24 protein-coding genes and 1 tRNA gene are annotated in these 25,237 nt (G+C 50.0%); 10 read left to right on the top strand and 15 right to left on the bottom strand.

The window, feature by feature from the left end; genetic code table 11:
• Nucleotides 1–172: 172 nt before the first annotated feature.
• The 9 genes from H575_RS05810 to H575_RS05770 all read right to left on the bottom strand — a co-directional run bounded on the left by H575_RS05810 (nucleotide 173) and on the right by H575_RS05770 (nucleotide 8,623).
• Nucleotides 173–1,108 carry a DMT family transporter gene (locus H575_RS05810; protein WP_245554499.1) on the bottom strand — a complete coding sequence of 312 codons (936 nt, stop codon included), beginning with the start codon at nucleotides 1,106–1,108 and terminating at the stop codon, nucleotides 173–175.
• 219 nt (nucleotides 1,109–1,327) lie between these two features.
• A complete protein-coding gene (locus tag H575_RS05805) occupies nucleotides 1,328–2,566 on the bottom strand; it encodes a Coenzyme F420 hydrogenase/dehydrogenase, beta subunit C-terminal domain (RefSeq protein WP_042699330.1) in 1,239 nt (412 codons plus the stop codon).
• A gap of 2 nt (nucleotides 2,567–2,568) precedes the next feature.
• Entirely contained in the window at nucleotides 2,569–3,741 is a 1,173-nt protein-coding gene (locus H575_RS05800) for a molybdopterin oxidoreductase family protein (RefSeq protein WP_042699327.1), read from the bottom strand.
• A 193-nt stretch (nucleotides 3,742–3,934) separates the two neighbouring features.
• A complete protein-coding gene (locus H575_RS05795) occupies nucleotides 3,935–4,294 on the bottom strand; it encodes a winged helix-turn-helix transcriptional regulator (RefSeq protein ID WP_042699324.1) in 360 nt (119 codons plus the stop codon).
• A gap of 186 nt (nucleotides 4,295–4,480) precedes the next feature.
• Nucleotides 4,481–5,209, bottom strand: coding sequence for a NifB/NifX family molybdenum-iron cluster-binding protein (locus H575_RS09395; protein WP_081406685.1), 729 nt, complete (start codon nucleotides 5,207–5,209; stop codon nucleotides 4,481–4,483).
• 85 nt (nucleotides 5,210–5,294) lie between these two features.
• On the bottom strand, nucleotides 5,295–5,897 hold the full coding sequence (locus H575_RS05785) for a transglutaminase-like domain-containing protein (protein ID WP_042699321.1): 603 nt from the start codon (nucleotides 5,895–5,897) through the stop codon (nucleotides 5,295–5,297).
• A gap of 26 nt (nucleotides 5,898–5,923) precedes the next feature.
• Nucleotides 5,924–7,228 carry an amidohydrolase gene (locus tag H575_RS05780; RefSeq protein ID WP_042699318.1) on the bottom strand — a complete coding sequence of 435 codons (1,305 nt, stop codon included), beginning with the start codon at nucleotides 7,226–7,228 and terminating at the stop codon, nucleotides 5,924–5,926.
• Nucleotides 7,225–7,896, bottom strand: coding sequence for an MTAP family purine nucleoside phosphorylase (locus H575_RS05775; RefSeq protein WP_042699315.1), 672 nt, complete (start codon nucleotides 7,894–7,896; stop codon nucleotides 7,225–7,227). The genes H575_RS05780 and H575_RS05775 overlap by 4 nt, the downstream gene beginning before the upstream one ends.
• A gap of 58 nt (nucleotides 7,897–7,954) precedes the next feature.
• Nucleotides 7,955–8,623, bottom strand: a complete 669-nt coding sequence (locus H575_RS05770; RefSeq protein ID WP_042699312.1) for a cytochrome c biogenesis CcdA family protein — start codon at nucleotides 8,621–8,623, stop codon at nucleotides 7,955–7,957.
• A 144-nt stretch (nucleotides 8,624–8,767) separates the two neighbouring features.
• Here H575_RS05770 and H575_RS05765 point away from each other — a divergent pair.
• Nucleotides 8,768–8,839 (top strand) — tRNA-Ala (locus tag H575_RS05765).
• Nucleotides 8,840–9,153: 314 nt separating this feature from the next.
• On the opposite strand, the gene H575_RS05760 is transcribed toward H575_RS05765, so the two are convergent.
• From H575_RS05760 to H575_RS05750, 3 genes are all read right to left on the bottom strand, one after another.
• Nucleotides 9,154–9,978: a glycerophosphodiester phosphodiesterase family protein gene (locus tag H575_RS05760; RefSeq protein WP_042699309.1), complete on the bottom strand. Its 825-nt coding sequence runs from the start codon at nucleotides 9,976–9,978 to the stop codon at nucleotides 9,154–9,156.
• A 122-nt stretch (nucleotides 9,979–10,100) separates the two neighbouring features.
• Nucleotides 10,101–11,441: an aspartate aminotransferase family protein gene (locus H575_RS05755; RefSeq protein ID WP_081406684.1), complete on the bottom strand. Its 1,341-nt coding sequence runs from the start codon at nucleotides 11,439–11,441 to the stop codon at nucleotides 10,101–10,103.
• 319 nt (nucleotides 11,442–11,760) lie between these two features.
• The gene (locus H575_RS05750) at nucleotides 11,761–13,215 is read right to left on the bottom strand and encodes an aminotransferase class I/II-fold pyridoxal phosphate-dependent enzyme (RefSeq protein ID WP_081406683.1); all 1,455 of its coding nucleotides are present in this window, start codon (nucleotides 13,213–13,215) and stop codon (nucleotides 11,761–11,763) included.
• A gap of 246 nt (nucleotides 13,216–13,461) precedes the next feature.
• Between H575_RS05750 and H575_RS05745 the strand changes: the two genes are divergently transcribed.
• From H575_RS05745 to wtpA, 8 genes are all read left to right on the top strand, one after another.
• Complete coding sequence (locus H575_RS05745; protein WP_042699304.1) at nucleotides 13,462–14,502, top strand: radical SAM protein; 1,041 nt, start codon at nucleotides 13,462–13,464, stop codon at nucleotides 14,500–14,502.
• Nucleotides 14,503–14,585: 83 nt separating this feature from the next.
• On the top strand, nucleotides 14,586–14,858 hold the full coding sequence (locus H575_RS05740) for an ACT domain-containing protein (protein WP_042699302.1): 273 nt from the start codon (nucleotides 14,586–14,588) through the stop codon (nucleotides 14,856–14,858).
• Between the two features lie 13 nt (nucleotides 14,859–14,871).
• Nucleotides 14,872–16,236: a PFL family protein gene (locus H575_RS05735; protein ID WP_042699299.1), complete on the top strand. Its 1,365-nt coding sequence runs from the start codon at nucleotides 14,872–14,874 to the stop codon at nucleotides 16,234–16,236.
• A gap of 235 nt (nucleotides 16,237–16,471) precedes the next feature.
• A complete protein-coding gene (locus tag H575_RS05730; RefSeq protein ID WP_042699296.1) occupies nucleotides 16,472–17,242 on the top strand; it encodes a hypothetical protein in 771 nt (256 codons plus the stop codon).
• A gap of 1 nt (nucleotide 17,243) precedes the next feature.
• Complete coding sequence (locus H575_RS05725) at nucleotides 17,244–18,428, top strand: purple acid phosphatase family protein (RefSeq protein ID WP_042699293.1); 1,185 nt, start codon at nucleotides 17,244–17,246, stop codon at nucleotides 18,426–18,428.
• Nucleotides 18,425–19,267 carry a hypothetical protein gene (locus H575_RS05720; RefSeq protein WP_042699290.1) on the top strand — a complete coding sequence of 281 codons (843 nt, stop codon included), beginning with the start codon at nucleotides 18,425–18,427 and terminating at the stop codon, nucleotides 19,265–19,267. Before H575_RS05725 ends, H575_RS05720 begins: the two co-directional genes overlap by 4 nt.
• Nucleotides 19,264–19,812: a molybdopterin-dependent oxidoreductase gene (locus H575_RS05715; RefSeq protein WP_042699287.1), complete on the top strand. Its 549-nt coding sequence runs from the start codon at nucleotides 19,264–19,266 to the stop codon at nucleotides 19,810–19,812. The genes H575_RS05720 and H575_RS05715 overlap by 4 nt, the downstream gene beginning before the upstream one ends.
• On the top strand, nucleotides 19,805–20,794 hold the full coding sequence (gene wtpA / locus H575_RS05710; protein WP_042699284.1) for a tungstate ABC transporter substrate-binding protein WtpA: 990 nt from the start codon (nucleotides 19,805–19,807) through the stop codon (nucleotides 20,792–20,794). The genes H575_RS05715 and wtpA overlap by 8 nt, the downstream gene beginning before the upstream one ends.
• Nucleotides 20,795–20,797: 3 nt before the next feature.
• On the opposite strand, the gene H575_RS05705 is transcribed toward wtpA, so the two are convergent.
• Together H575_RS05705 and H575_RS05700 are read right to left on the bottom strand one after the other, a co-directional pair.
• Entirely contained in the window at nucleotides 20,798–21,784 is a 987-nt protein-coding gene (locus tag H575_RS05705) for an ABC transporter ATP-binding protein (protein WP_042699281.1), read from the bottom strand.
• Nucleotides 21,771–22,580, bottom strand: a complete 810-nt coding sequence (locus H575_RS05700) for an ABC transporter permease (protein ID WP_042699278.1) — start codon at nucleotides 22,578–22,580, stop codon at nucleotides 21,771–21,773. Before H575_RS05700 ends, H575_RS05705 begins: the two co-directional genes overlap by 14 nt.
• A gap of 174 nt (nucleotides 22,581–22,754) precedes the next feature.
• Here H575_RS05700 and H575_RS05695 point away from each other — a divergent pair, with 174 nt between their 5' ends.
• Nucleotides 22,755–23,978: a magnesium transporter gene (locus H575_RS05695; protein WP_081406682.1), complete on the top strand. Its 1,224-nt coding sequence runs from the start codon at nucleotides 22,755–22,757 to the stop codon at nucleotides 23,976–23,978.
• Nucleotides 23,979–24,197: 219 nt separating this feature from the next.
• Here H575_RS05695 and H575_RS05690 read toward each other — a convergent pair whose 3' ends face one another.
• Nucleotides 24,198–25,202 carry a tetratricopeptide repeat protein gene (locus H575_RS05690; protein ID WP_042699275.1) on the bottom strand — a complete coding sequence of 335 codons (1,005 nt, stop codon included), beginning with the start codon at nucleotides 25,200–25,202 and terminating at the stop codon, nucleotides 24,198–24,200.
• Nucleotides 25,203–25,237: the final 35 nt, after the last annotated feature.

Genomic DNA, 25,237 nt, shown 5'->3' with positions numbered 1-25,237 from the left:
AGCTCTCTGCGTCCATAAAATCAAAATTTATTTGAATATTGCGAATGGATTTTGCAATAAATCTCATATTGGGTTTGGATTTTTTGAAAATAATAATCCATAATCTTACGCACAAAGTGCAGATAAAAAGCTTCTGCGCGCGCGTCTCTTCGTCCCTCGTCACCTGGTGGAATCAGTCGGTATCTGCAGAGAAAGAGGCGCGTCTTCTGTTCAGTAAAACGACGGCCAGAAATATCAGAACAACGCCGGTCATGTTGACAAGTGTCATCTGTTCATGGAAAAGGAATATCCCGATAAGGGTCGCTACCATCGGTTCGACAAACGCCATCACTGATGCTTTTCCTCCTTCCACATACTTCAGACCTTTGGTGTACAGGAAGTAGGGAAGGACCGTACATCCTATGCTGAGGATCAGAACATACAGCAGGATCCCGGGATTTTCGGCAGAAAGCCATATCATCCCGCCGACATCACAAAAAGGGAGGATGCCGACACCCGCAACCACAAACGTGTATGCAGTGATCGTGATCGGATGATATTTTTTGAGAGCCAGCCTGCCGAAGATCGTGTATAAGGCATACCCGAATCCTGATCCAAGTCCGATAAGGATACCTATCTCTGTGATGCCGGTGACCCCGCCGCCAAGTATCCCGGCGGTCAGAACACACCCGCTGAACGCCAGAATTAGGGCAATGCCTTTTTGTACCGTCATACGTTCATGAAATAAAAACAGCGACATCAACATCACAAAAAAGGGTGCCGTATACAGCAGTACCGAGGCCATTGAGAGAGTGAGATACTGAATCGACGTAAAGTAGCAGATATTGAAAAACACGATACTCAGCAGTCCCGTTCCGATAAACAGCCAGATATCCTTTGGAGCTATCTTCAGTTTCTCCCTGTCAGTGAGCAGCAGGGCCGTCACCACGCATAGAGCGGTCACTGCGCAGCGAGCAGCGGTTATCTGGACCGACGTGAATCCGGCGGCCTGGAGTTCCCGGGTAAAAATACCAATCGTTCCCCAGCAGACTGCTGCAAGTATGATGAGAAAAGGAGCAAGCCGTTTGTCACTTAAACGCCGGGGTGTGAAGGTACGTGCAGATCCCATGGGGAGATTCACCATTCTAAGAAAACGCTGATCGTTCCTGAGGTATTGTCATCCAAGCTACTTAAATGAGACAGAGAAGAGCTGCGAAATTGACTCAAAGGCCGGATATCAGATGAAGGCAAAAAAAGTATGAGGGGTGGATGAATTTGCGAGGGTTGGACTGAATGAAAGCTGGTGTGCATCTGGCCTGTGTGTAAAGAACAAATTTTTACAGGTTTATCACTCCCTGAATACATTCTCAAAGATCATGTCCGAACCTGTATCATTCAGACGCCGGCGTTCCTCGGGTTCCTCGGCATAAGCAAGGACCGGGAGCGTCATGTCAACACCCGGCGTGTGGCCAAACATCTTTTCAAGTTCGACCTGCTGGGCATGCATGAACAGGGCGTTTGGGATCTCGGCCGGACAAAGCTCCTGGCACTGCCCGCAGTTCACACAGGAGTCGGCGATGTGGGCGAATCTGATCAGATGAAACATGAAGTCGGGCGGCGTCTTTGTCTGGTCAATAAGATGGGGTTTTAACGTCGAGCATTCGACACAGTAACAGATCGGGCAGTTCTCGATACAGGCGCGGCAGGCAATACAGCGGGATGAGTAGTTCATGATTGTGGTGAGCCGGTCTCTTCCTTCTTGCAGTTCATCGAACTGACTTTTCTGTGCCTTTTTCCCCATCTTGATCATGACGGTTTCGATTTTTCCCCGGATCTCGAGCCCTTTCGGGTCGGGTCCGCAGATATCGATCGCGCCGTTACTGACTGCCCCGTCGAATACAGAGGCGCCCTTTGCGGAACATATCTCGACAAAGGTTGCTTTCCCTGCTTTTTCGCCGAAAACACCCCAATTTCCGCAGGCAAGGTCCGCCTGACGGGGGATCTTTGTCTCACAGCGCTGACAGTTTGCCCGGCGGCCGAGCCCCTCCTCTTCGAGTTCGTCGATCTTGATGCCTTTATGCTGCCCGTCTTTGGTCATCACGATGAACTGTCCCTTGTCGATCTCTTCCTTGACTACGTCATCAGGATCGATGCCGTATTTTTCTTCGATCATTTTGCGGGCAACGGTTGGGGAAACGGATCCTCCGCAGTTGAGACCGATCGAGAGGACATTGTCCATGTTGATCTGCTGACGTTTGGCGAGTTCATAGAGCGCCTTCACGTCGCATCCTTTGACGGTGATTGCTACTTTGATGTCTTTTGCGCCGTTCAGATATTTTTTGATCAGTTTCGGGAGAAGGAACGTACCGCAGTGCAGTGATCCGGCGCAGGAAGCGAGTTCTGCCGGGTCGGTGATAAAGACCGGCAAAGGATCATAGACATCATATCCTTTTCTCACGGTCAAAACGACATCGACGATCTTTTGCTCCAAAGCGTACTTCAGAAGGGAAATAACTGCCCCTCCGCATTCTCCTTTGATGTCGGCGGATTTCGTCCATGCATAGAACATATCGCCTTTTTCTGACATATTCAGACCTCCTGAACAAATACGCCTTCAGGTTTGGCGATCTGTTCATATGTGCTGTTTCCAAATGCGGATATCTCGCCAGCGAGTGCGGTGTACATCTCCTCCGGAGTACCGGAGGGAATACCGAATCCCATCTTTTCGGCAAGTTCAGCGAGGACTTCCTGCAGGGATTTCACACCCTCCGGTGAGTCGACGGCTTTTCTGAGCATTTGAACGCGTCCTTCCCAGTTGGTAACCGTCCCATCACTTTCGTGCTGTGAGGCGATCGGCAAAACGATGTCAGCGATGTCTGACAACGAGGTCTCAGCGGAGGCTGCGACAACGGTCAGTTCGAGACTGTCAAGTTTCTGAAGGATATCTGCATAGATGTCCTGTTCCATCAACGGTGTTTCGGCGATGACCAAGGCAGCTTTTGTACTTTCCTGGAGAGATAGAGGTCCTATGCCCATGAGTGAAGTACCCCGCCCGTTGTTTGTATCGTACAATACTGCCGCGCTGATCCCGAGTCCCTCCGCGAGTTTTGCAGCGGCTGAATCATTTGCCATATATACAACTGCCGGATGAGCTGCGTTTTTCAGAAGCGCTCCGAATCCGGGCGGCAGCTCTTTGTATTCGTCAGTTATTTCGACTGTGTCTGCCTGAACGGCCGTGTAACTTTGGGGGCCTAAGTAGAGGAGACGTGCGCCGTTTTCTTTTGCCTGAAGGATCCTGTTTCCAGTAAGAGGGAGGGCCTGCATTACGTTTCCGAGTGCCAGAATGACATCAGCATCCTTAAGTTCATCAAGTTTCACTGTCGGAACACCTGATCCGCCATGTATAACGCCTATTGCGGCACCTAATGAGTGAGCAAATTTCCAGACGAGATACTGTGTTTCATTGGTGATCCGCGGCGAGGTGATAATAATAATTTCACCCGCAGCATACTTTTTAAGCTCAGCCGCTTTACCGATGGCCGTCTCCCAGTCTGAGGTTTCTCCTTTGACAACAGGCTGCACGACCCGCCCTTCGTTCAAGGCATCGGCAGCGTGAAGGCCGCGGGAACAGAGTTTTCCTGAGCATACGGGAGAACGATTTGAAGGGGCAACACCTACAGTTTTTCCGTCACGGACAACGAGATTGAGTGCACAGCCTGTACCGCAATACGGGCATATGGTGGTCACATATTTCATCTGCATGATTTTACCATAAAAACGGTCAAGTTTGTCAACATTTAATTGTGATGTTAACTAAACCCTTGATTTCTTTGTTTTCGATTATTAATGGTGGCTATGTTAATCTAATGGTATGTACTAATGTGATTATTCTGTAATACTAATTAACAACGCGCATGGTTGGGCACAAAAACATCTGTGTCTGTCTTTCAGGACATCACAGTTTACAGAGTTTGCATTCCTGACTGCCGCAGGGCAGATTATCGATTTTCCACGTGAGCGCCCAGTATTTTATCGCTTTGACGATCTCCATCAGTTCGATCCCGGCAGGGGTCAGGGTATACTCGGAACGGACGGGAATGACCGATGCATCGACGGTATTCGTGATAATGCCTTCCGCTTCCAGCTCCTGCAGTCTCTCTGAAAGTATTTTTGGTGTGATCTCCGGGAGACTCCTTCGCAGTTCAGAAAATCTCCGGGTGTAGTTATCTCCTTTGAAAAGTTCTAGAATTATCAGAAGTGTCCATTTTTTAGTCAGATATTTGACCGTTAGATTTACTGTGCACTGCGAATCCATAGTATTGATATTACCACTTTCCTGTATATACGTTCGTATATATAATATACTAATTATTCAATAAACACACATCTGAAAATAGATAAATAGTTATCAGTATTCAAATAACTAACCTGACCCTGCATCCACGCTCATTGGTATGTGAATCTTTAGGGTGTAAAAAGAGATTTTTGCCCGGTCTCTTTTTTAGAGAAGGGGCGAAAGTTCGTGGGCAAGGTACTTCTGAAGTGCTTCGGCAATCGTCACCGGCTCGGCGAGTTCATATGCCGCGATATCTGCGGCTTTCAGTGCTGCACTTGCATTCACACCGCTTTTTCCGGTGATGAGGACCGAGACGCCGTTTGATGCGAGCAGCTGAACGACCTTGGGTCCGACGCCGCTTTCCGCATCGGTGAAGGGGTTCTGGAATATCGAGGCGGTATTCGATGAGAGATTGATCACTGCGAAGTAAGGGGCGCGGCCGAATCTCAGATCTGCGGGGGAGTCAAGCGATGTTCCGGTCGAGCTGATACAGACGATATGGGCGGGGTGCTCGTGTTCCTCGTGGTTTTCTCCGCCGCATGCATGGTCGTCGTGCGAGCAGGTACTTGTTCCCGCAGTGAGCGTTCCGTTGGCAAACGCTTCCGCTGCACGGCCGAGATCTCCGGAAACGCCGAGGATGACCTCGATGCCGTTTTCTTCGAAGAGGTCGATCGCACGCGGCCCCATGCCTCCGGCGATGACGATGTTGACTCCTTCAGCAGCAAGCAGGCGCGGAAGTTTTCCAGGTTCATGACCTGGGCTTTGCAGATCGGGAAGCCGAGTCATCTTGCCGTTTTCAAAGTTGAACAATGCATAGCTCATACAGTGACCAAAGTGCTGGGATACCAGACTTCCATCTTGTGCAATGGCGATTTTTTTGATTTGCTGTGTCATAACAATAGTACACATATGCGCGAAAATATAAATAGTTATTCATTTAAGCACTGAATCAAAACGTCTGGAAACAAGACCCGAATGATTACTCGGAAATGTCGGGAGTTTCTGTGAGAGTATCGGGGATGTTGTCAATAATATCCAGAATAGATGACGCTTTTTCCAGCATCCGCATCGTTTCAGGATGGGGAGAGGCAAAGATGCCCGGCCAAAAATATTCATCGTATCCGCCCAGGTTTTGAAATGCAAGTTTCGGTTTTTCCAGAGAAAATTGTGCGCAGATGCCTTTTGTATTGCCGCGGGCATCCAGTTTTATCCAGTGATCTTCGAGAAATACTGCATTGAAGCAGTGAACGCAATATCCAAGGGTGTCGTCGTCTGCAAGGGTCAGGTGCTGAAAACAAAATCCTGCCGGGATGTTCTGTGACCGAAGGAGAGCGGCAAGGAGGTTTGCTTTTGCATGGCAGATGCCGGTTTTATGGTGAAGCACATCCGAAGCTTTTGCCGTGATAATGTCTGCGCCTATATCGAATGAATGGGGAATCTCGTCTCTGACGAAGAGATAGGCGGTGAGGGCCTTTTTGCGATCCGAGGTTTCATCAGAGAAGAGCTCGCCGGCTTTTTTCTGTATGAGCGGGTGGGAAAAATCAACATACAGATCTTCTGCGAGAAATTTGTCCACTGTCATTTTTCAGAGTATGTAAAAATGAAAAGTTATGCCTGGGCCGCCCGTCTGACCAGATCCGACGCGACATCTCCTGCCTTGTTCATGATTTCCTCAGCGCCCGGGATCACGCCGTCATGCATTAGGATGACGCCGTCACAGATCGTCGTCGAAACAGCAAGCCCGCTGGTTGCATACACCGCGTTGGAATCCGTGCTGAAGAAAGGCACGTTCAGCGGGTTTCTGCCGATAAGGATCAGATCCGCGAGACGGCCGGGAGCGATCACGCCGGCATTGAGTCCTAACGCCTTTGCTCCGTTTTGTGACGCGATTTTAAGTGCATCAGCGGCCGGCATCACGGTCGGATCGTTCCAGAAGAATTTTTGGAGGATCGCGGCTGTTTTCATCTCGGAAAACATATCGAGCGCATTGTTCGAGGAAGCTCCGTCCGTTCCGAGAGCTACGTTCACACCGGCCGTCTTCATCTCTGGATAAGGAAGAGCGCGGTTTCCGGCAAGTTTCATATTGCTTATCGGATTATGGACTGCGGTAACCCCTCTTTTTGCAAGAAGTGTGATATCGCCCGCATCCAGCCAGCAGCAGTGCGCCGCAATGCACTGTTCAAAGAGCACGCCGCAGTGATCCAGCCATGCCGGGGGTCTCATTCCGTGTGCGGCAACACAGTCGGCGACCTCCTGCTCGGTCTCCGAAAGATGGACATGCAGAGGGATCTGCTCCTTTTTTGCGTACTCGGCGCACCAGGCAAGCCCTTCTTCTGAAACGGTGTAGACTGCGTGCGGGGAAACGCCCGGCATCACGCGGGGATTGTGCAGACTCCTGATATTTTTGACCGTCGATTCCATGATCCGGGCTTCAGACTCGAACTTCGCATGATCACCGCCGTCGATCATACAGTAGGAAAGACAAGCTCTGATGCCGGCTTCGTCAACGGCGCATCCCACCGACTCCATCTTAAAGTACATATCGTTGAAGGTCGTGGTCCCGGTCCGGATCATCTCCAGGCAGGCGAGTTTTGCCCCCCAGTAGATATCGTCTTCTGTGAGGTGCGCCTCTGTCGGCCAGATCTTGGTGGAAAGCCACTCAAAGAGCTGCATATCATCCGCATATCCCCGAAGAAGACCCATAGGGGAGTGGGTGTGCATATTGATCATACCGGGAAGTGCGGTCGCCCCGTCCCCGTCGACAATGAACTCTGCGTCGTGATCGGTGATCTTTTCTCCGACCGCCCCGATCATTCCTGTGCCGTCGAGGTAGATCTCCTGTATTTTTCCGTTCAGGCTGACGTTTCTGATGAGAATCGGGACCTGTTTTCCAAAGATGTCTGTGTCTGTCATGCGAGTTTTTCCACGATTTTTGTTATGATGGCCGTTATCCGGTCACCGTTTTGCTTTGAGATCGAAACGATCTCGTCATAGTCCGGAGCAGAAGATCCGCCTATGCCGTTAGCATAGTTGTCGACCGTGCAGAGAGCTGCGGCGGGAATGTCAAGTTCGTTTGCAAGAGTGAGTTCGCTTGCAGCGGTCATGCCGACCACATCGGTTTTTTTGGCAAAGAAAGCGATCTCTGCCTGCGTTTCGAATCTGGGACCGCGGGTCTGAAAGTATGTTCCCGTTTTACCCTCAGGAATGATCTGCGCGAGTTCTTCTCTTAACGCTGCATCGATCGACGGAGGGGTATGGCCGATGTCGTTATCGTGCAGGGTGGGGATGTCCCAGGGGGAGAAGTAATCGTCCGGGATCATGATGCTCCCCGGCAAAAGATTATCATGCATGCTTCCGGTAGAGCCGAAGATGATGAGCCGGTCGACGCCGAGAATTTTCATGGCCGCGAGATGGGCACGGTGATTGATCCGGTGAGGGGGCGTGTTGTACTGATGACGGCTGATAAAAACGATCCGGCCGACATGGGCCAGGACCGGGCCGAAGGGTGTTGATACACGGATTTTTTCCAGAGGGGGCAGACGCGCCTGCAGGAGGGCTGTACCCCCAATGATTCCTAACATAGTCTGAATACTATTTTTCCGTCGAAGATATATAAGAGTCTGTTCAGGTGTGCGGTTTTTAGAGGAATGCCGTGAGAATGAAGTAGATGCCGATCAGGATTATCCCGATCCCGATGATGATGTCGAGGGTGTTTCCGCTGAGTTTGGTGATCTTGCGGATCTTTTGACCAAGAGAGCCGCCGACCGAACTGAGAATGAACAGAGGGATACTCAGACCTACGGCATAGATGAAGATGGTGAGAAGACCTTGGAGGGGGGTCTGGTAGAGGGCGATGTAGGTGAGAACGATGAGGAGCATGGGTGCGCCCCGGCCGACAGTTATTGCTCCAAACGAAAGGCCGAGAAGGAATGCCCCGATGAGGGTATAAGCATTTGGGAGACGGAACCGGTTGAAAATGCGCCGAATGGGCGGTTTGTATAGATGAAGGAGCTGGAGTCCCATCGCGATCATGAGGATGCCGCCAAGAATCCAGGCGACCGTACTGTTGATGAGGAGGATATACGTGCCGAAAAGTCCGGCGAGAAGGCCGAGAGGGAGAAGGGTCAGAACTGTTCCCATACAGAAGGCGGTGACGAGTCTGAGTATTGCTGAAAGGGTGAGGGTGGTTTTACCGCTGGTAAGGTAGCCGATAAGACCCAGGCAGATGACACTGTTGCATGGACATATCCCTGCAAGGAGGCCGAAGATCAGGATGCCAGTGAGTGATGGATCGAATACCGCGGTCATGTTTATCTTATGTATGAGGTGCCTCGTGATGAATTATGGTTTCGATGATTCGCAAGAGGGATTGACGGGATTTTTTCGAAGGAGAAAACAACATCTTTTTATTGCCAACTGTCCTATTGGTTAAGGCACATATAGTGTGTTAGCGGGCCGGTAGATCAGTGGTAGATCGCGTCCTTGGCATGGACGAGGCCGCGGGTTCAATTTCCGCCCGGTCCATCCCGTTTTTCAGATAATTTCCGTTTGTGTCAGTGTTGTATTTATTTTGCTTTTTGGAAACTATTATTCGTATTCGGCGTATTTACCGATCTCTCGATGCCGGTCGTCAAAGAACTCATTATCACAGGCTATGTATTTCGGTGCATCTTCTGTCTGCTGGGTTGTGTTCTGGCAGCCTTCGTCATCGCCCTGCATTTGAAAGCAAGCCTTCTGATGATGACCGGCGATGCTTTCGTAAGGGCGGTATCACAGGTCTCGAAGAGCCAGTTCGGTTATAGCAAAATGGGATTTGACAACACGGATGAACAAGATCTTCACGGCAGAAAGGAATCAAAGATGACTACATCAAAAAAAGATCCTGCTATCTCCAACTCCTCCTCATTTTTCACCGTCCAGCCCACACTGCAAATATGATAGAGCCGCGCGCAGATCTGGTTGGACAGCTGGTTTCTATACCGGATATCATATGCTAAGAAATCAGGCCGGGTGAAAAAATTCGTCAGACAGTTGGTCAGAATGAACTTTTTACTCCAGGATAAGGGAGCAGCTTCCTTGAAGAAGTTCGTACTTAAGTTGCCCCGCAGAAATTCCGGGCGATTCCGTCTGAACCACTGAACGATCATCGGATTAAATGATTCGATACAAAATACTCCCTCATAGGAATCAAGGCATCCTGCTGTCTTCTCGCACAAGTCATGATAATCCGACACGGAATCGGATTTCAGCTCAACGATCACCGGGACCTGTCCGCGAATCTGACCGAGAGCTTTCTCAAACGAAGGGATCCGTTCCTCTGACAAAAACAGCCGATGGTCCTGAAGCATTGCCAAACTGCTGTCCGCAGTTTTTACATCGGCGCCGCACGCCCGTTTCAGATCGAAATCATGAAAGACGACCACTTCTTTATCGCGGGTCAGCTGAACATCGAGTTCGATCCCATAGCCTGCATCGACCGCTTTTTTAAACGCGGACAAGGAGTTTTCGGGTGCCGCCGCCGCATTGTCATATACTCCTCTGTGCGCAATGTAAGATGTCTGAAATGGGATCAGCCGCTCTTTTCTTGATTTCCCGGGATAGAGTAAAACCAGATACAGACCAACCGGAGTGAGAAGGAGGAGAAGAATATATAGACTGTTCATAGCCTGACAGGTGGCAAAAATTCGATCATGTTCTGCCTACTTCCCGGCTGATATGTCGTATCTGTGATTCGGCGTTCCATTTCACGGGTAAGATCCATGAAGAAAAAAAATGCCTGAATTATTCAGGCAAACGATTTATTGTTATCCGGTTCTTCACCAGTAGCCTGAGAAGCAACTGCCGCTGTGATAACCTGCGTCACAGCGTTGCGGACGATCTCAAGACCCTGCATCAGTGTGGCATCATCGGTCGTTAATGCCGGCATCAGTTTGACAACCGAGTCTTCCCTGCCGGAGAGCTCGATGATCAGGCGGTTCTCAAAGCACAGATGTCTGATCTGCTGAGCCGTTCCTGCGGGATATGCGCCGCAGTCGATACCCCACATCAGTCCAAGGCCGCGGAAGTTCAGATCCGGGTCGATAAGCGGCAGATTTGCCGCCAGATAATCCTGAACGATCTTGCCTTTACGTACGGTCTCTTCGATGACATGTTCCCTGAGCATGAACTCGAGGGCTGCCTTTCCTGCGACGAATGAAAGCTGGAAGCCTCTGAATGTTCCGTTGTGCTCACCCGGTGCAAGAACATCATACTCCGGCTTTACCAGAGCAATCGAGCACGGCATGCCGATACCGCCAAGGGATTTTGCCATGACCACGATATCGGGGACGATACCTCCGCGTTCGAACGAGAAGAACGCTCCTGTTCTGCCGCATCCTGTCTGGATCTCATCCAGGATCAGGAGCATGTCGTGTTTATCGCACAAGGCGCGTATGTCTCTGAGCCACTGATCAGAGACGATATTGATCCCGCCTTCTCCCTGAACTGACTCGAGAATGATAGCCGCCGGTTTATCGACCCCGCTGTGATCATCACTCAGGATCATATCGATATACTCAATCGTGTCCAGATTCTTCATCATCGTCGGATGGGGGACATGCGTCACATTTCCAAGAGCCACACCGCAGGCTTCCCGTGCAGATCTTTCTGTTGTCAGCGCCAGAGCTCCAAGTGTCATCCCATGGAATCCGCCCATCAATGCCAGTACATTGGATCTGCCTTTCGCCTTTCGGGCGATCTTTAATGCAGCTTCAACGGCGTTGGTCCCGGTTGGTCCCGGAAACAGGACCTTATAATTGAGACCCCGCGGCTGCAGAATATTCTTCTGCATAAACTGGATGAACTCACCCTTGGCGATGGAATACATATCCAGCCCATGGACTAATCCGTCGCTCTGCAGGTATTCGATTACTTTCTCCTTGATATAGTCATTATTATGACCATAATTACAGCTGCCTGCTCCGCAAAGGAAATCGATATACTCGATTCCGTTCTGATCGATCAGTAAAGAGCCTTTGGCTTTTGAAAAAATAACCGGATACTTCCGACAATACGACCGCACGTTACTTTCGAACTCTTCGAATACGGTTGTTTCCATCAAGACGTCATTTGTGTTTTCAAGACCCATAGACCACACTCCTAGTTTTGGATAGTATGAATGTACAGGAAATCTAGCCCCGCACACCGGGCGGCTCTGAGATTACTAAACTTAGTTGCCCCCCCCTAGGCTTAAAGGTGTCCCTCGTAAAAGAATTGATTATGGCCTGATTTATGGACTTTCGGACGGAATTTACAGAGTTCAAAAAACCCCCTGCATGCCCGGATTTTCTATTCTTGACACAGGGGGGGTTGAATAGTTTTTGGTCTGTTCGACCCGGGGATGTATGGTAAAAAATTGAGGGGCATCCACGCGCATACTGATGATAATATGATCCTGCCCGCAAACCTCAGGTCCGCTGTCTTGCGACGGTGATCTCACCCCGATCGTTGATGCCGATGACCTTCTCCCCTGCGTCCCTCAGCTGTTTGATATAACTGATCACTTCGTCGGTGAGCTGTTCTCCCGGACAGATGAAAGGGATACCCGGCGGATATGGAATGATGGAGGATGCGCAGATCCTGCCTGCCCCTTTAGTCAATGGAATGCGTTCTTTGTCCTGCGGTACAGGGAACAGTTGAAGTTTTTCTTTGAGGATTGCAGGGACGGAAGATTTTTCCGGCGAGGGGGCCGGTACAGCACTGCAGCATGCGCTGATATCTTTCAGCGCTTCGATGAGCCGCTTGACGTCTTCGAGGGTGTTGCCGATCCCTGTCATGCACATGAGGATCGGACCGGTGGTGAGTTCTGCAAAGATCCCGCGTTCCATCAGGAGTTCTTCGAGACGTGAGCCGTCAATGCCGGCAGTGCTCATGTCGAGATTGATCTTTGTGATGTCCATACTGATACCTGCGTCAGTATTCAGCGGACTGCCGATGATCCGGAGACCTTTGATAGTGTCCGCCTCTTTATAGAAATACATGAGGTTTTCATACCACTCGGTCATGAGCGTTTTTCCGTGTTCTTCGAGGAGGTGAGCGTTTATGTCGAGTGAACCCATGAGGAGATAGGAAGGGCTGGTGGATTCCAGCATCTGGAGTTTGTCCTCCAGAACGTAATGATCGACCCGGTCTGAATTGAGATTGAGCACAGCGCTTTGCGTGAAGGAGGCGAGGGTCTTGTGGATGGAGTTTACGACGATGTCGGCTCCCTGCTCCTCGGCGGATTCGGGCATGTCGGTGAATTCGGCTTTGCGGAAAAATCTGAGATGTGCCCCGTGCGCCTGATCGACAATGAGGGTCTTACCCTTTTTGTGAACGACCTCGGCGATCGCCCGGATGTCGGAGCAGATCCCGTAATAGTTGGGGGACGGGAGAATAACTGCCTCGGCGTCGGGATTTTCATCCAGACACCGTTCGATCTCATCAGCTGTGATCCCGCCGGATATGCCGTATTCACTGATGATCTCGGGATAGGCATAAACAGGCTGGATATCGGCAAGAACGAGAGCGTTGAAGATCGCTTTATGTGAATTGCGTGCCATGATGAGTTTTTTGCCTTTGGGAACGGAGGCCATGACTGCGGCAATGACACCGCAGCTTGTACCGTTGATGAGGAGATAGGAGCGTTGTACGCCGTAAAGTCTGGCATATTTTTCCTGAGCTGCTTTGAGGATACCCTCGGTCTGGAAGAGGTTGTCGGCACCTGGAATCTCGGTGATGTCACAGTCCATCATCTTTTTGAGGAAGTCACCATAACCAAACCGCCTGTAGACAGCGGAGCCTTTGTGTCCCGGCATATGGAAGGAGACGGTTTTTTTGTCTGCATGTTCAGTCAAAAATGATATGATCGATAGTGTACTCATGATATTCCCTTGTGAATAGAACGTGCACCTGCTGCGGAATTATATTTTTGGGATGGCATGTAATGCGGGTCGAATGAATTGGCATTTTGCATCGAAATCCTCGTCTCCAAGTCAGCCCGGATCCTGAATTTATTATTTTTCGTAACCCATCTCTCTCAATGAGATCCCTGTTTTTTCAGCTTTCCGGGGCATTATCGCACCGCGCGGTCAGGGGTTTATAACTCCCCGTGCTGATAATTACATGGAATGTCGGAACTAATGCAAAAGATCCAGCGGGCAACCAGCTCGCAATTTTTTGACCAGACGGGACGAAACGAAGGAAAAATCCATCAATGCACCCCGATGAGGATCCTTCTCGAAGGAACCTGCTCCTTTGACTGCGCTTACTGTCAGATCTGCACGAAAAAAACCGGCATTTCCTTCACGCCTGAAGAACTCGCTCACGGTTTCCTGGAACTTCATCGTCAGGGAAAAGCCGGCGGCCTTCTCCTGAGTACCGGGATCCCCCGCGGAGATGTCGACCTTGGCATGGAAAAACTCACCGAGACGGCAAAGATCCTTCGGACTTCGGGATACAACGGATACCTCCATCTCAAAGTTCTGCCGGGATCCAGCCGGACCGACATAGTTGAAATGGCAAAGTATGCCACCCGTCTCAGTATCAATCTCGAAGCGCCAAACTCGTCATACCTCTCCGAACTTGCCAGTGTAAAAAACTACACATCCGACCTTCTCACCCGGCATAAATGGCTTGCCGAGATCATGCCCAAAAAACACTCCACCCAGTTTGTGGTCGGCGCAGCCGGCGAATCGGATGCTGACATCTTTCAGACGGTCATGACAAGTTATGAAAAATATGATCCTGCAAGGGTCTACTACTCAGCATTCTATGCTGTCACCGGAACACCGCTGGAAAACCATGAAAATACTCCTCTCTGGCGTGCAAACAGATGGTATCAGGTCGATGCCCTTATTCGGCTCTATGGATATGAAAGGGCTGAAGCTTCCCTCGCTTTTGATGAAAACGGCATGCTTACGAACACTGATCCGAAGATCCTTCTCGCAAAAGATCTCCCGGCAGTCGACCCGGCAGCCGCAGGATATGCCGAACTTCTTCGCGTACCGGGCATAGGTCCGGTATCAGCCGGAAACATTCTGAAAATCCGGGAACTTCACAACGTCAGAGAGCCTGAAACCCTTCGTGAATGCGGCGTCATCATGAAACGGGCAATGCCTTACCTATCTCTGAGCCGCACGCGTCAGACTACTTTTGCCTCCTGGTGCTGATTACTCCGGCAACAAACAAAGCTATTTGTCGATTCGCATAGAATAACTAAGTACCTTTTTGGATAACACATAAGGAGAAAAGCATGAACAAAACCATCATCACCGTCGTTGGAAAAGATGCCGTCGGCATCATCGCAAAAGTGTGTACATATTTGTCGAATAATCAGATCAATGTCGAGGATATATCCCAGACGATCGTTCAGGGATACTTCAATATGATGATGATCGTTGATACCGGAAACGCGAGCGTGCCTTTTGGCGACATGGCCCGCGATCTTGAACAGATCGGTCAGGAGATCGGTGTTCACATCAAATGCCAGCGTGAAGAGATCTTCGAAAAAATGCACCGTATCTAAGTAAGAGGCACGCATGATCAATATTCTCGAAGTCAACGAAACCAATAAAATGATCGAGCAGGAGATGCTCGATGTTCGAACGATCACGCTTGGTATCAGCCTTCTCGACTGCTGTGATACTGATCTGGACCGGCTCAACACCAGAATCTATGAAAAAATATGCCGTACGGCAAAGGATCTTGTCAGGGTTGGCAAAGAGATCGAACTCGAGTACGGGATCCCGATCGTCAACAAACGGATCTCTGTTACCCCGATCGCTCTTGTCGGTGGACAGGCATGTCATTCACCCGAAGATTTCGTCACGATCGCTCAGACTCTCGACAGGGCTGCAAAAGAAGTCGGCGTCAACTTCCTTGGCGGCTACTCGGCGCTGGTATCCAAAGGGATGACCAAAGCCGAGCGTGATCTCATTTTGTCTATACCTCAGGCGATGGCAGCTACTGAGCGGATCTGCAGTTCTGTCAACATTGGATCCACAAAGACCGGGATCAATATGGATGCGGTCAAGCTTATGGGTGAGATCGTCCTGAAAACGGCCGAGGCAACAAAGGATCAGAACTCACTCGGGTGTGCCAAGCTCGTTATCTTCTGCAATGCTCCTGATGACAATCCGTTCATGGCCGGGGCTTTCCACGGCGTGACCGAAGGAGATGCGGTCATCAATGTCGGAGTCAGCGGACCCGGAGTTGTAAAGCACGCACTGGAAGCGGTTCGCGGAAAGAACTTTGAGGTGCTGTGTGAAACGGTGAAAAAGACCGCGTTCAAAGTAACCCGAATGGGGCAGCTGGTGGCTCTCGAGGCATCGGAAAGACTGGGGATCCCGTTTGGGATCGTCGACCTCTCCCTTGCGCCTACTCCGTCGGTTGGCGACAGTGTGGCTGAGATCTTAGAAGAGATGGGTCTTGAGTCTGTCGGCGCGCCGGGAACGACGGCTGCCCTCGCTCTCCTGAACGATCAGGTCAAAAAAGGCGGAGTGATGGCCAGTTCCTTTGTCGGGGGCCTTTCCGGCGCATTTATCCCGGTCAGCGAAGATCAGGGGATGATCGATGCCGTGAACAGGGGAGCTCTCACGATCGAAAAACTCGAGGCTATGACCTCGGTCTGCTCGGTCGGTCTCGATATGATCGCCATTCCCGGAAACACGCCCGCAACGACGATCGCCGGGATCATCGCAGATGAAGCGGCGATAGGTATGATCAATCAGAAGACAACGGCCGTACGTCTTATCCCCGTGATCGGGAAGGATGTCGGCGACGTCGTCGAGTTCGGCGGTCTCCTCGGTTATGCGCCCGTCCAGCCGGTGAACAAATTCTCCTGTGCGGACTTCATCAATCGCGGCGGCAGGATCCCTGCGCCTATCCACAGTTTCAAAAACTGAGGGGCCTCTCTTTTTTTGGGCAGCAGCTGATTCGAATGTGCTTACCCCGTAATATCCTCCGATGTTATCATATTTGGTTTGCCTCTCATTTTTCCATAATCAAAAAAAGGAAACATTAACTAATTAACATATCCAAAATATATGTATACCAATTAATCTCATTGTTCATTTGTCAATGGATATGAAAATCATCTGTGTTCATTCCCCGTGGTTTGGATTTTTGGAGGAAAGTTAAATGAATTTATTGTACAACTTAGGCAAGGTCCTTATTTTGGTCTTGATGATCGGTCTGTTTTTCGGTGCTGCCAGTGCTGCGACAACGGAGGTCACGATCGAAAAATACACCGCAGAAGGTATTCTTCTTAACACAACTACAGTAGATTACCAGTGGATGGAGGCCCATCTCCCGGTTGTCGGTGACGGTATCACGCATTATTATTTACAGGGCCCGGTTTTCGAAGGTGATCTCTGGGATCCGACCGAGTCGGTGAACGTTGAGACAAAAGATATGGGTGCACTCAAAGGAACTGCTGTCAAAGATCTCTGTGAACTTGTCGGCGGAGCGGCCGAGGGGGATAAGATCACCTTTATCGCTGCCGACGGACTTAAAAAGACCTTTCCGCAGAAGTACATCTATCATCCCGAACCTGCGATGGGCACTGTTTTTCTCTCATGGTACAGCAAAGAGGATGGGTATGTTCCTGAGTATTACACCGGGATACGTCTGATGTTCACCGGAGACACCAGTCTGAATCCATGGGGATATCATGTCTTCGGCGTTGCCGATGAAAAAGCAACAATGGATGAGCAGGACTGGTATTATTACTCAGGCAAGTATCCGACGACCACAGGTCTTTCAGTTCAGAACATCGAGACCATCTCAATTGTTTCTTCCGTACAGGCAAAGGGTCAGCCGGAGACGACTTCAGTTCCTTCCCCGTCCTTTAGTTTGCTGATCTGTATTCTTGGCGTCTTTGGTGCAGTGCTTCTCTTCAGGAAATTATAAAATGAAACGGTTTGGCATCCTCATCCTGCTTCTCCTCCTATTGGTTCCTGCGGTTTCCGCTGCGGAACTTCCCCGCTGGGGTCCGTACATCACTTCGCTGGATGAGGAGACAGTAACGATTCATTACTGTTTGTATGAAAACGCATCAGGCGGTGTCGCGATCACCTCGGGAGAAATTACCTCGCTCTTCTCCTCGGATCCGGCAGCATATCATCATATCCGCATCCAAGATCTGACCCCGGATACCGCCTATTCCTACAGGATTCTTGTAAATGGTTCCTGGTCAGAAGCCTACTCTTTTCGGACATTTGGTGCTGAGAATTACACCTTTGTGGTCTCCGGGGATACGCGAAGCGAGCCGCCGTTTACACAGATCGAACGTCACGGTGTCGTTGCTTTAGCTATCGAAAAAGAACACCCGCTTTTTGTTGTTCACCTAGGAGACTTCTCCGGCGAAGCAAACGATCCTGAGGAGTGGGATCAGTTTTTTTCTGCTGGACACGATCTGTATGCAAATACGATTATCATTCCGGTTCAGGGAAACCACGATCATTCCTCCCTCTATGACGAGATCTTCGGTATGCCAGACTGGTATGCGTTCTCAGCCGGATCTCTGCGATTTCTTGTGTTAAACACGAACGGATGGACTCAGACCAGGTTTGAGGATCAGACTGTCTGGCTCTCTGAAGAAACTGCAGATACAGGGGCAAAGATTGCCTTTTTCCATCATCCATTTTACACAACAGATCAAAAACGTACCGGGCTGACCCTTGCCCAGATCCCGATCTGGCAGAAAATTTTTGAAACCGGAGAGGTTGCTGCGACATACTCTGCCCATATGCATGCATATGAACGCTACGTTTCCGGCGGTGTCACTTATGTGACAAATGGTGCTGGGGGGGCACCTTTGTATCCGCCGGTCACTCAACCGGCTGAAGAGCAGATCGCAGCGATCTACCACACGCTTGGCTTTGTTCGTGTCGATGTCTCAGGGTCGGAGTTCACTTCGACCTTTTTCAAGGTCGCTGAAGCGTCAGAAGACAACAGTGCCTTAACTAAGATCTTTCCCGAAGGCACTATCGGTGATCGGTTTGGCACTGCAGCTCAAGTCTCCTCCCCTATCGGCCTAAGTGCCCTTCTTGCACTTCTATGTGTATCCATTTTTATTATCAGGAGAAATCCATGAAACTCAGAATAATTCTACTAACCCTGCTTGCCGTCTTCTGTCTCGTGTCAGCTGCCGCAGCAGGTCCTTCAGGTGCGACAACTGAGCTGCATCTGCTTCGCATCGCAGAGAACGGTACCGTTCTTGAGGAAAAAACCATTGATTACCAGTGGATGGAAGCCAATCTCCCTGTTCAGGGCGACGGTTCCACACATTATTATCATCAGGGTCCGGTATTTACTGACGAGCTGGAGGGACGCTGGGATGTGAATGAAACCGGGAACTTCAAGGATCGGGGGGCGGTGAAGGGTACTGCTGTTAAGGATCTCTGTGATCTCATCGGCGGTATGACCGAGAATGATGATGTTATGATCGTCGCTGTTGATGGTTACCATGTTGAATATGGTTACTCAACGATCTATGAACCTCCGGCACGCCAGGGTCCGGCCACCGTCTGCTGGTATGTGGGTGAGGATGTTTCCGGCGTCGGTGAGCGTCAAGGTGTAGGCTATCCTGGAAAAGAAGGTTATTTTCTGGGAATGCGGCTCGTCTTCCTTGCTGATGACTCCGTGAATCCTGAGGGTCTTCATGTCTTCGGCAACAATGATATGCGTGAGACTTTGCCGGAAAAGTCGGTATATTTCTATGAAGGTCTTTATCCCTCAACCAGCGGTCTGACAGTCAAATGGGTCAGTGAGATTCGGGTCTACGAAGGAGGCTATACTGGTGAGACCGGGGTTCTGGCGAAGTCTATGACGACTCAGACTCCAGTTCCAACTAAGGCTGCATCCTCTCCGCTTTTCTTTGGCTCAGTTATAGCCGGAATGTTTGGCGGAGTCCTTCTCAGGAGGCGTTCATGAGAAACCTTCTTTTGATCCTTGTGATCTTTGCATGCATATGTGCGGCAGGATGCATCAGTGATCCTTATGCAGAAATTGACTGGCCGCTGACGCTTGTTGGTGCGGACGGTAACGAAAAGGTGATGACGGTTTCAGAGATCGCTTCCCTACCCTCAGTAAACGGAAACGGATATGCTGTTTCCACAGTCGGGATAAAATACGGACCCTATAACATAACCGGCGTGCCGCTGATCGAACTGCTGAATCAGGTCGGAGGCGTTCATGAAGGACAGACTGTGCATGTATCCGCAGCTGACGGTTATCTTTGGGTGTTCTCCTATGAACAGCTGCTGGGTGAGGATCTCCTCTGTCTGGATGCAAACCTGAAGGAGATGAAAAATCCGGCAACCATGACGCCGATTTTGATGTATGCCGCTGACGGCGCCCCGTATCCGTATGATGACGGCGGTCCGCTGCGTGTGGCGACTATGACGGCCGAACCGGATGTAATTACAGAAGGGAGCCTTTGGGTGAAATGGGTTGACCGGATCGAGATCCATGGATAAACGCGGTTATCTGGCAATTGGATTTCTGATCATTCTGTTTACGGCCGGTTCCGGTTGTATTTCAGATGAACACACCGTGGTGAAGGTGGTCCCTGCAGGCAGCCTCCTTCTTCCGCTTGCTGAAATCGAGCAGGAATATGAGGCCATTCATCCGGATATAGATATACAGATCGAAGGTCACGGCAGTATTCAGGCGATCCGTCAGGTAACTGATCTTCATCGGCCGATCGATCTGATCGTCGTGGCTGATGAGTCATTGATTCCTGATATGATGTATCGCGAAGGGCCAAACGGAGTGAACTATACTGACTGGTACACACCCTTTGCGCGTAATGAAATGGTTCTTGCATTCACCAATGCGAGTGCCTATGCTGATGAGATAACCACCAAGAACTGGTATTCGATACTCTCAAGAGACGATGTGAAGGTCGGATTCTCTAATCCGACTCTTGATGCCGCAGGATACCGGGCGCTTCTTGTAATGATGCTTGCCGAAGAGCAGCTGGATGTTCCAGGTCTATTCGGTTCGGTGATAGGAGAGAGTTTTAATCCGGATCTGATCATCAATAAGACTGACGGGGACATGACACTTGAACTTCCGGTCCTTCTGCGGCCTGAGGGCGGCAGCAAGGTGTTGATCAGGGATGCGAGTATGTTTCTTATGAGTCTTCTTGAGTCGGGAGGGATCGACTATGCGTTTGATTACAAAAGTGTGGCGATCGGCCAGGGTCTGCGATATGTGGAACTTCAACCTGAGGTGAATCTGGGTGATGAAGCGTATGCTTCAGTGTATGATGATGCAGTCGTCTATCTTGGCTTCCAGAGGTTTGCCACAATTGGAAATAAACGGACCGGCCTCCCGGTCGTATATGCCGCTACAATTCCATACGATGCACCGGAGCGTGAGGAGGCGGAAAAATTCCTGACGTTTATGCTTGATGCTTTTGCAGAAGGCGGGACAGGATATCCTGCCCCTCTCTAGATTTTACCTATTTTTTGTTGCGTTTTCCAAACCGATCTGATGAACTGCCCCTGGCGGGATCTCCACAAAGACATGTGAACCAGCCGAATACTCTCCCTCGCGTTTTCCAGAAGTTACGGTCAAAATCACACTGCCCGTGTCCACAAGGCATGTTCGAAGCGCCCCCCGGGTTTCGGTCGAGAGAATAACTCCTGGCAAACTGTTTTTGGATTCTTTCTGATGAAGAATCAGATCCTCGCTTCGTATACAGACCCTCCCTTCAAGACCGAATAATTTCGCGTCAGCGATGTTTTCGAATCCGAGGAATCTTGCAGTGGCCTCGTCGTTTGGATATGCAAACACCTCATCAGCAGTTCCTGTCTGTACCACTTCCCCTCCCCTCACTACAGTGATCCGTGTCCCGAGAGACTTTGCCTCTTCAAGCGAGTGGGTAACCAGTATGATCGTCAATCCCTCGCTATGCAGTTTCTTCATATCGGCGACACATTCGCGGCGTGTTTCATTATCCAGCGCGGCATAGGGTTCATCAAGGAGGAGGATGGACGGTTTCACCGCAAGCGCCCGGCTGAGTGCCACCCTCTGTGCTTCGCCTCCCGAAAGAGTCAGCGGTCTTCTCTTCAGCAGATGACTGATGCCGAATGTTTTGGCAAGATCCTGACACACGCTTTTCTGTTCCCCTGGCGGAACTTTTTTCCTTTGCATCCCGTAACAGATGTTTTCCTCCACGCTCATGTGGGGGAAGAGCGCATAATCCTGATAGACTATGCCGATACCCCTTTTCTCAGGAGGTGTATTTGTCACATCAACTCCGTTGATCCGGACAACACCCGTATCCGGATCATGCAGGCCGGCGATCAGCTCCAGAATTATCGTTTTACCGGCGCCCGATGGACCCATGATCACGCATAGCTCTCCGTCATCGATCGTCAGAGATAAATTCTTGAGGGAAAACTCGCCGAGAGAAAGCGATACATCCTCAAACTCTATCATATTTCCCTCCGATACGGCCGGCCGCGAAACGGAGAATGCCGAAGATCAGCAGACATGAGACGATCATCGTGAATGCGACTGCGCTACTTTCCTTCAGTCCCCCGGTCATAAATCTGTTGTAGATGAGTGTTGAGATAACCATTGGATAATAGGCGATCATTATTACTGCTGAGAACTCGCTGATTCCGCGTCCCCAGGCAAGAACTGATCCGCTGGAGATGTGTCTCAGCGTCATCGGCAGTGTTACTGTGCGAAAAACGGTGAACGGTGAGGCCCCCAATGTCCGTGCGGCATTTTCCAGATGGACCGGGACTTTTGCAAATCCCTCCTGGACGGTATTGACATAAAACGGTGTTGCAACAAACAGCATCGCAGTTACGATGCCGGGAAATGCATCCTGAAATGCTATGCCGATTGCCGAGAGCGGCGCTCCGATCCAGCCGTTAGGCATGAAAAGAAGGTACACAAGAATACCAGCGATAGTGTGTGGCAGCATTACTGGCAGATCGATGATCGTGCCGATCAGCTTTGCGGTCCGGGTAGTAGATCGTGCAAGAAGATATGCGAGCGGTGTTCCGACGATCATTAGGATGACGACGGCACAAAACCCGGCAAAAAAGGTCAGAAGGATCGTCCCGATCACCTCGGATTCTGTCGCGACCAGCCATAAAAATGCAGGATCCGAAAGTTGTCCAAGAGTTATATTCAGTAAGGCAAGAAGGATCAGACCGACAGGCAGTGCTCCAAGAAGGGCACAGCAGAAAAGAAACATATTCATCCGCAGCTTTTTTGCCATTATGTTATCTGTAGGCTGTTGGATATGTTAAAACATAGAGTGTGTATCATGCGTGTGCTCCGCTTCTCACACCATGGTCTGCAGATTCTTTGCATGAGGAGAAGGGTGCAAAGCCTTCATACGTAGCAAAAACCAATGAATACAGTATTATGTGCTTGGAAGAGGTGAACCCGGATGAAGTTGGTGATAGCCGGGAAGGTGAAGGGTTACTTCCTTCATGGGCACGACGAGTTTTTCACCGGTCTGTGGACTCTGCTGCTTAGCGTCGGTCTTTCATTCATTGCGGGGATTTATCTTGGTTCGGTCAGTCAGGTCCTCATCCTGATCCCCGGCCTTATGGTGCTGGTCACTCCGTCGATCAATATGCGCGGAGCCATTGCCGGGATCCTGACATCCCGCCTCTCCTCATCGATGCACCTTGGTGCGTTCGAGGCTAAATTCGGCAGGGATACGGAGCTGGGAGACAATCTCCGATCCTCGATCATCCTTACGGTGATCATATCAGCAGTTCTTGCCGGCTTTGGGAAACTCATTTGTCTTCTGACCGGAACAGAAGTGATCGGAATCATTGAGATGATCATCATCTCTATAATCTCCGGAACACTTGCTGGTTTGATCGTCACAGCGATTGGTGTACTCATCTCTGTTGTCTGTTACAGAAAGAGTTGGAACCTTGATATGGTGGGCGCTCCGGTCGTAACCACGTTCGGCGATATTGTCACTCTCCCGTTTCTGGTCGTAACTGCCGTTATCGTCATGCAGCTGCCTGTTATCGGAATAGTAGTTCTTGGTCTCATAGTTCTGGCTCTGATTATGTGGGCAGTATTCTCAATGCACGGAGCTACTAAGACGATGAAGGATGTTCTTCGTGAAGGTCTGCCTCTTTTGATCCCGCTGTGTCTTCTGGGAATAATTGCCGGTGTTCTGTACACGAACGGACTTGAAAGCCTGATCGCAGCAGCCGCGGTGCTGATTCTGATCTCGCCTTTCATGAACGGCTGCGGTTCGATCGGCGGGATCCTGACATCGCGTATAGGTACTGAGATGCATATGGGTCTGGTGGATGCCAAGGTTTTTCCTCAGGGTCTTGTTTGGAAACATTTCGTTGAAAATTATCTGTATGCCCTGCTGATTCTTCCATTGATGGGGCTCGTTTCGCATTATGCCGCGGTTCTTTGCGGGATCACCACGCCAGGTCTTGTTCCAATGCTCCTTCTGTCTCTGAGCGCCGGTATGATCGTCATAACAGTGATGAATCTTCTGGGATACTTTACCGCAGCACTCGCCTATCGCCTTGGGTATGATCCGGACAACTTTGGTGTCCCTGTGGTGACAAGTTCGATCGATCTGGTCGGTGCAACAGCGCTTATCGTTATGATGCTGATCCTGTTTGTCTAAAACGCCGGTTCAGGTTTCGTTCGTCAGTATTCTAAAATATGCAACCTCCTCACGATGTCACATTATTGAATAGTGTTCAGATACTCTGATTCGAAGGAGCCGTGAACCAACCGCATTTGATAATAAAAAAGATCATGAGCAGATCGCATTTCCTGCATCTCACCGATTCATCTGAGGGATCGATGCCGGATCACGCTGTTCGAAATTATTGGGTTGTTATTATGCAAATGCAGTGTCCAGAGCATTTGTCTTTTCACTTTTGTGCAGTTTGTCTGCCCAGGGAAGTTCACGGATCGCGGCGGTTGCCTTTGCCATCTCAAAAAATGCCTTCGCTTCATCGTGCTGATCCAGTTTAAGCAGATCATAGGCGATTCCGACCCATGCATCCGCATGCACGCTTCGAAGTTCAAGTGCTTTTGTATAGTATCGGATCGACTCTTCATACAGTCCGATCTTCGTCAGATGATCTGCAAGCTCCATCAGAAAGGCAAAATCACGTTTATCAAATGCTGCTGCTTTTGCAAACGCCTCCAAAGCTCCGGCAGTCTCGCCGAGTTTTATCAAAGCGTCTCCGATTCTCAAATGGGTCTGTGCATTCTCTTCATAGGACAAGGCTTTGTCAAATGCTTTTTTTGCCTCATTCCATTGACCGCTCCGTGAAAGAGCGTCAGCATACGTGAACCAGCTAATGGCACCCGGTGACGTTTCAACAGCTTTAGCTCTGAGCTGAAGTTCCTTTTTTGTACTGGCGGCAGCTTCATCTGAATGTTTCAGATAGATATGGACCGTTGCCATTCGTTTATAGAGGCCGGCTTCTTCGGGATATTTTGATGCGAGAAGGGAGTAGATGACGAGCGCCTCATCATGTTTTCCCATGTAGCCAAGCATATCAGCGACTCTGTACTGATAGTGGAAATCATTCGAAAGAGTTGCTGCTCTCTCAAAAAGATCTTTGGCATCAGCATACTGATGAATTTCTGCATAGGCTTCACCGAGTGCTGCAAGATACCGAGGATTATCTATATCGGTATCGACCGCAGAGCCGTATGCTTCAATCGCTTCATAATATTTTTGTTGGGTTATGAGGACATCGCCGAGGAGTATCCATACATCCGGATCTGTTGGATTCTCCTCAAGACAGGCACGATACAGTTTTTCGGCTGCATCATACTCATGAAGGGCCGTTTTTTCTTTGGCGGCCAAAACCAGCGAAGCGTCTGACATTATAGTAGATATTATGATTTCTACGAGAAATAGCT

The organism is Methanocorpusculum bavaricum DSM 4179, from assembly GCF_000430905.1.
In the GTDB taxonomy this organism is placed as follows: Archaea; Halobacteriota; Methanomicrobia; order Methanomicrobiales; family Methanocorpusculaceae; genus Methanocorpusculum; species Methanocorpusculum parvum.
Note: the sequence above shows the minus strand (reverse complement) of the source record. Positions and strands in the feature narration are given on the sequence as shown.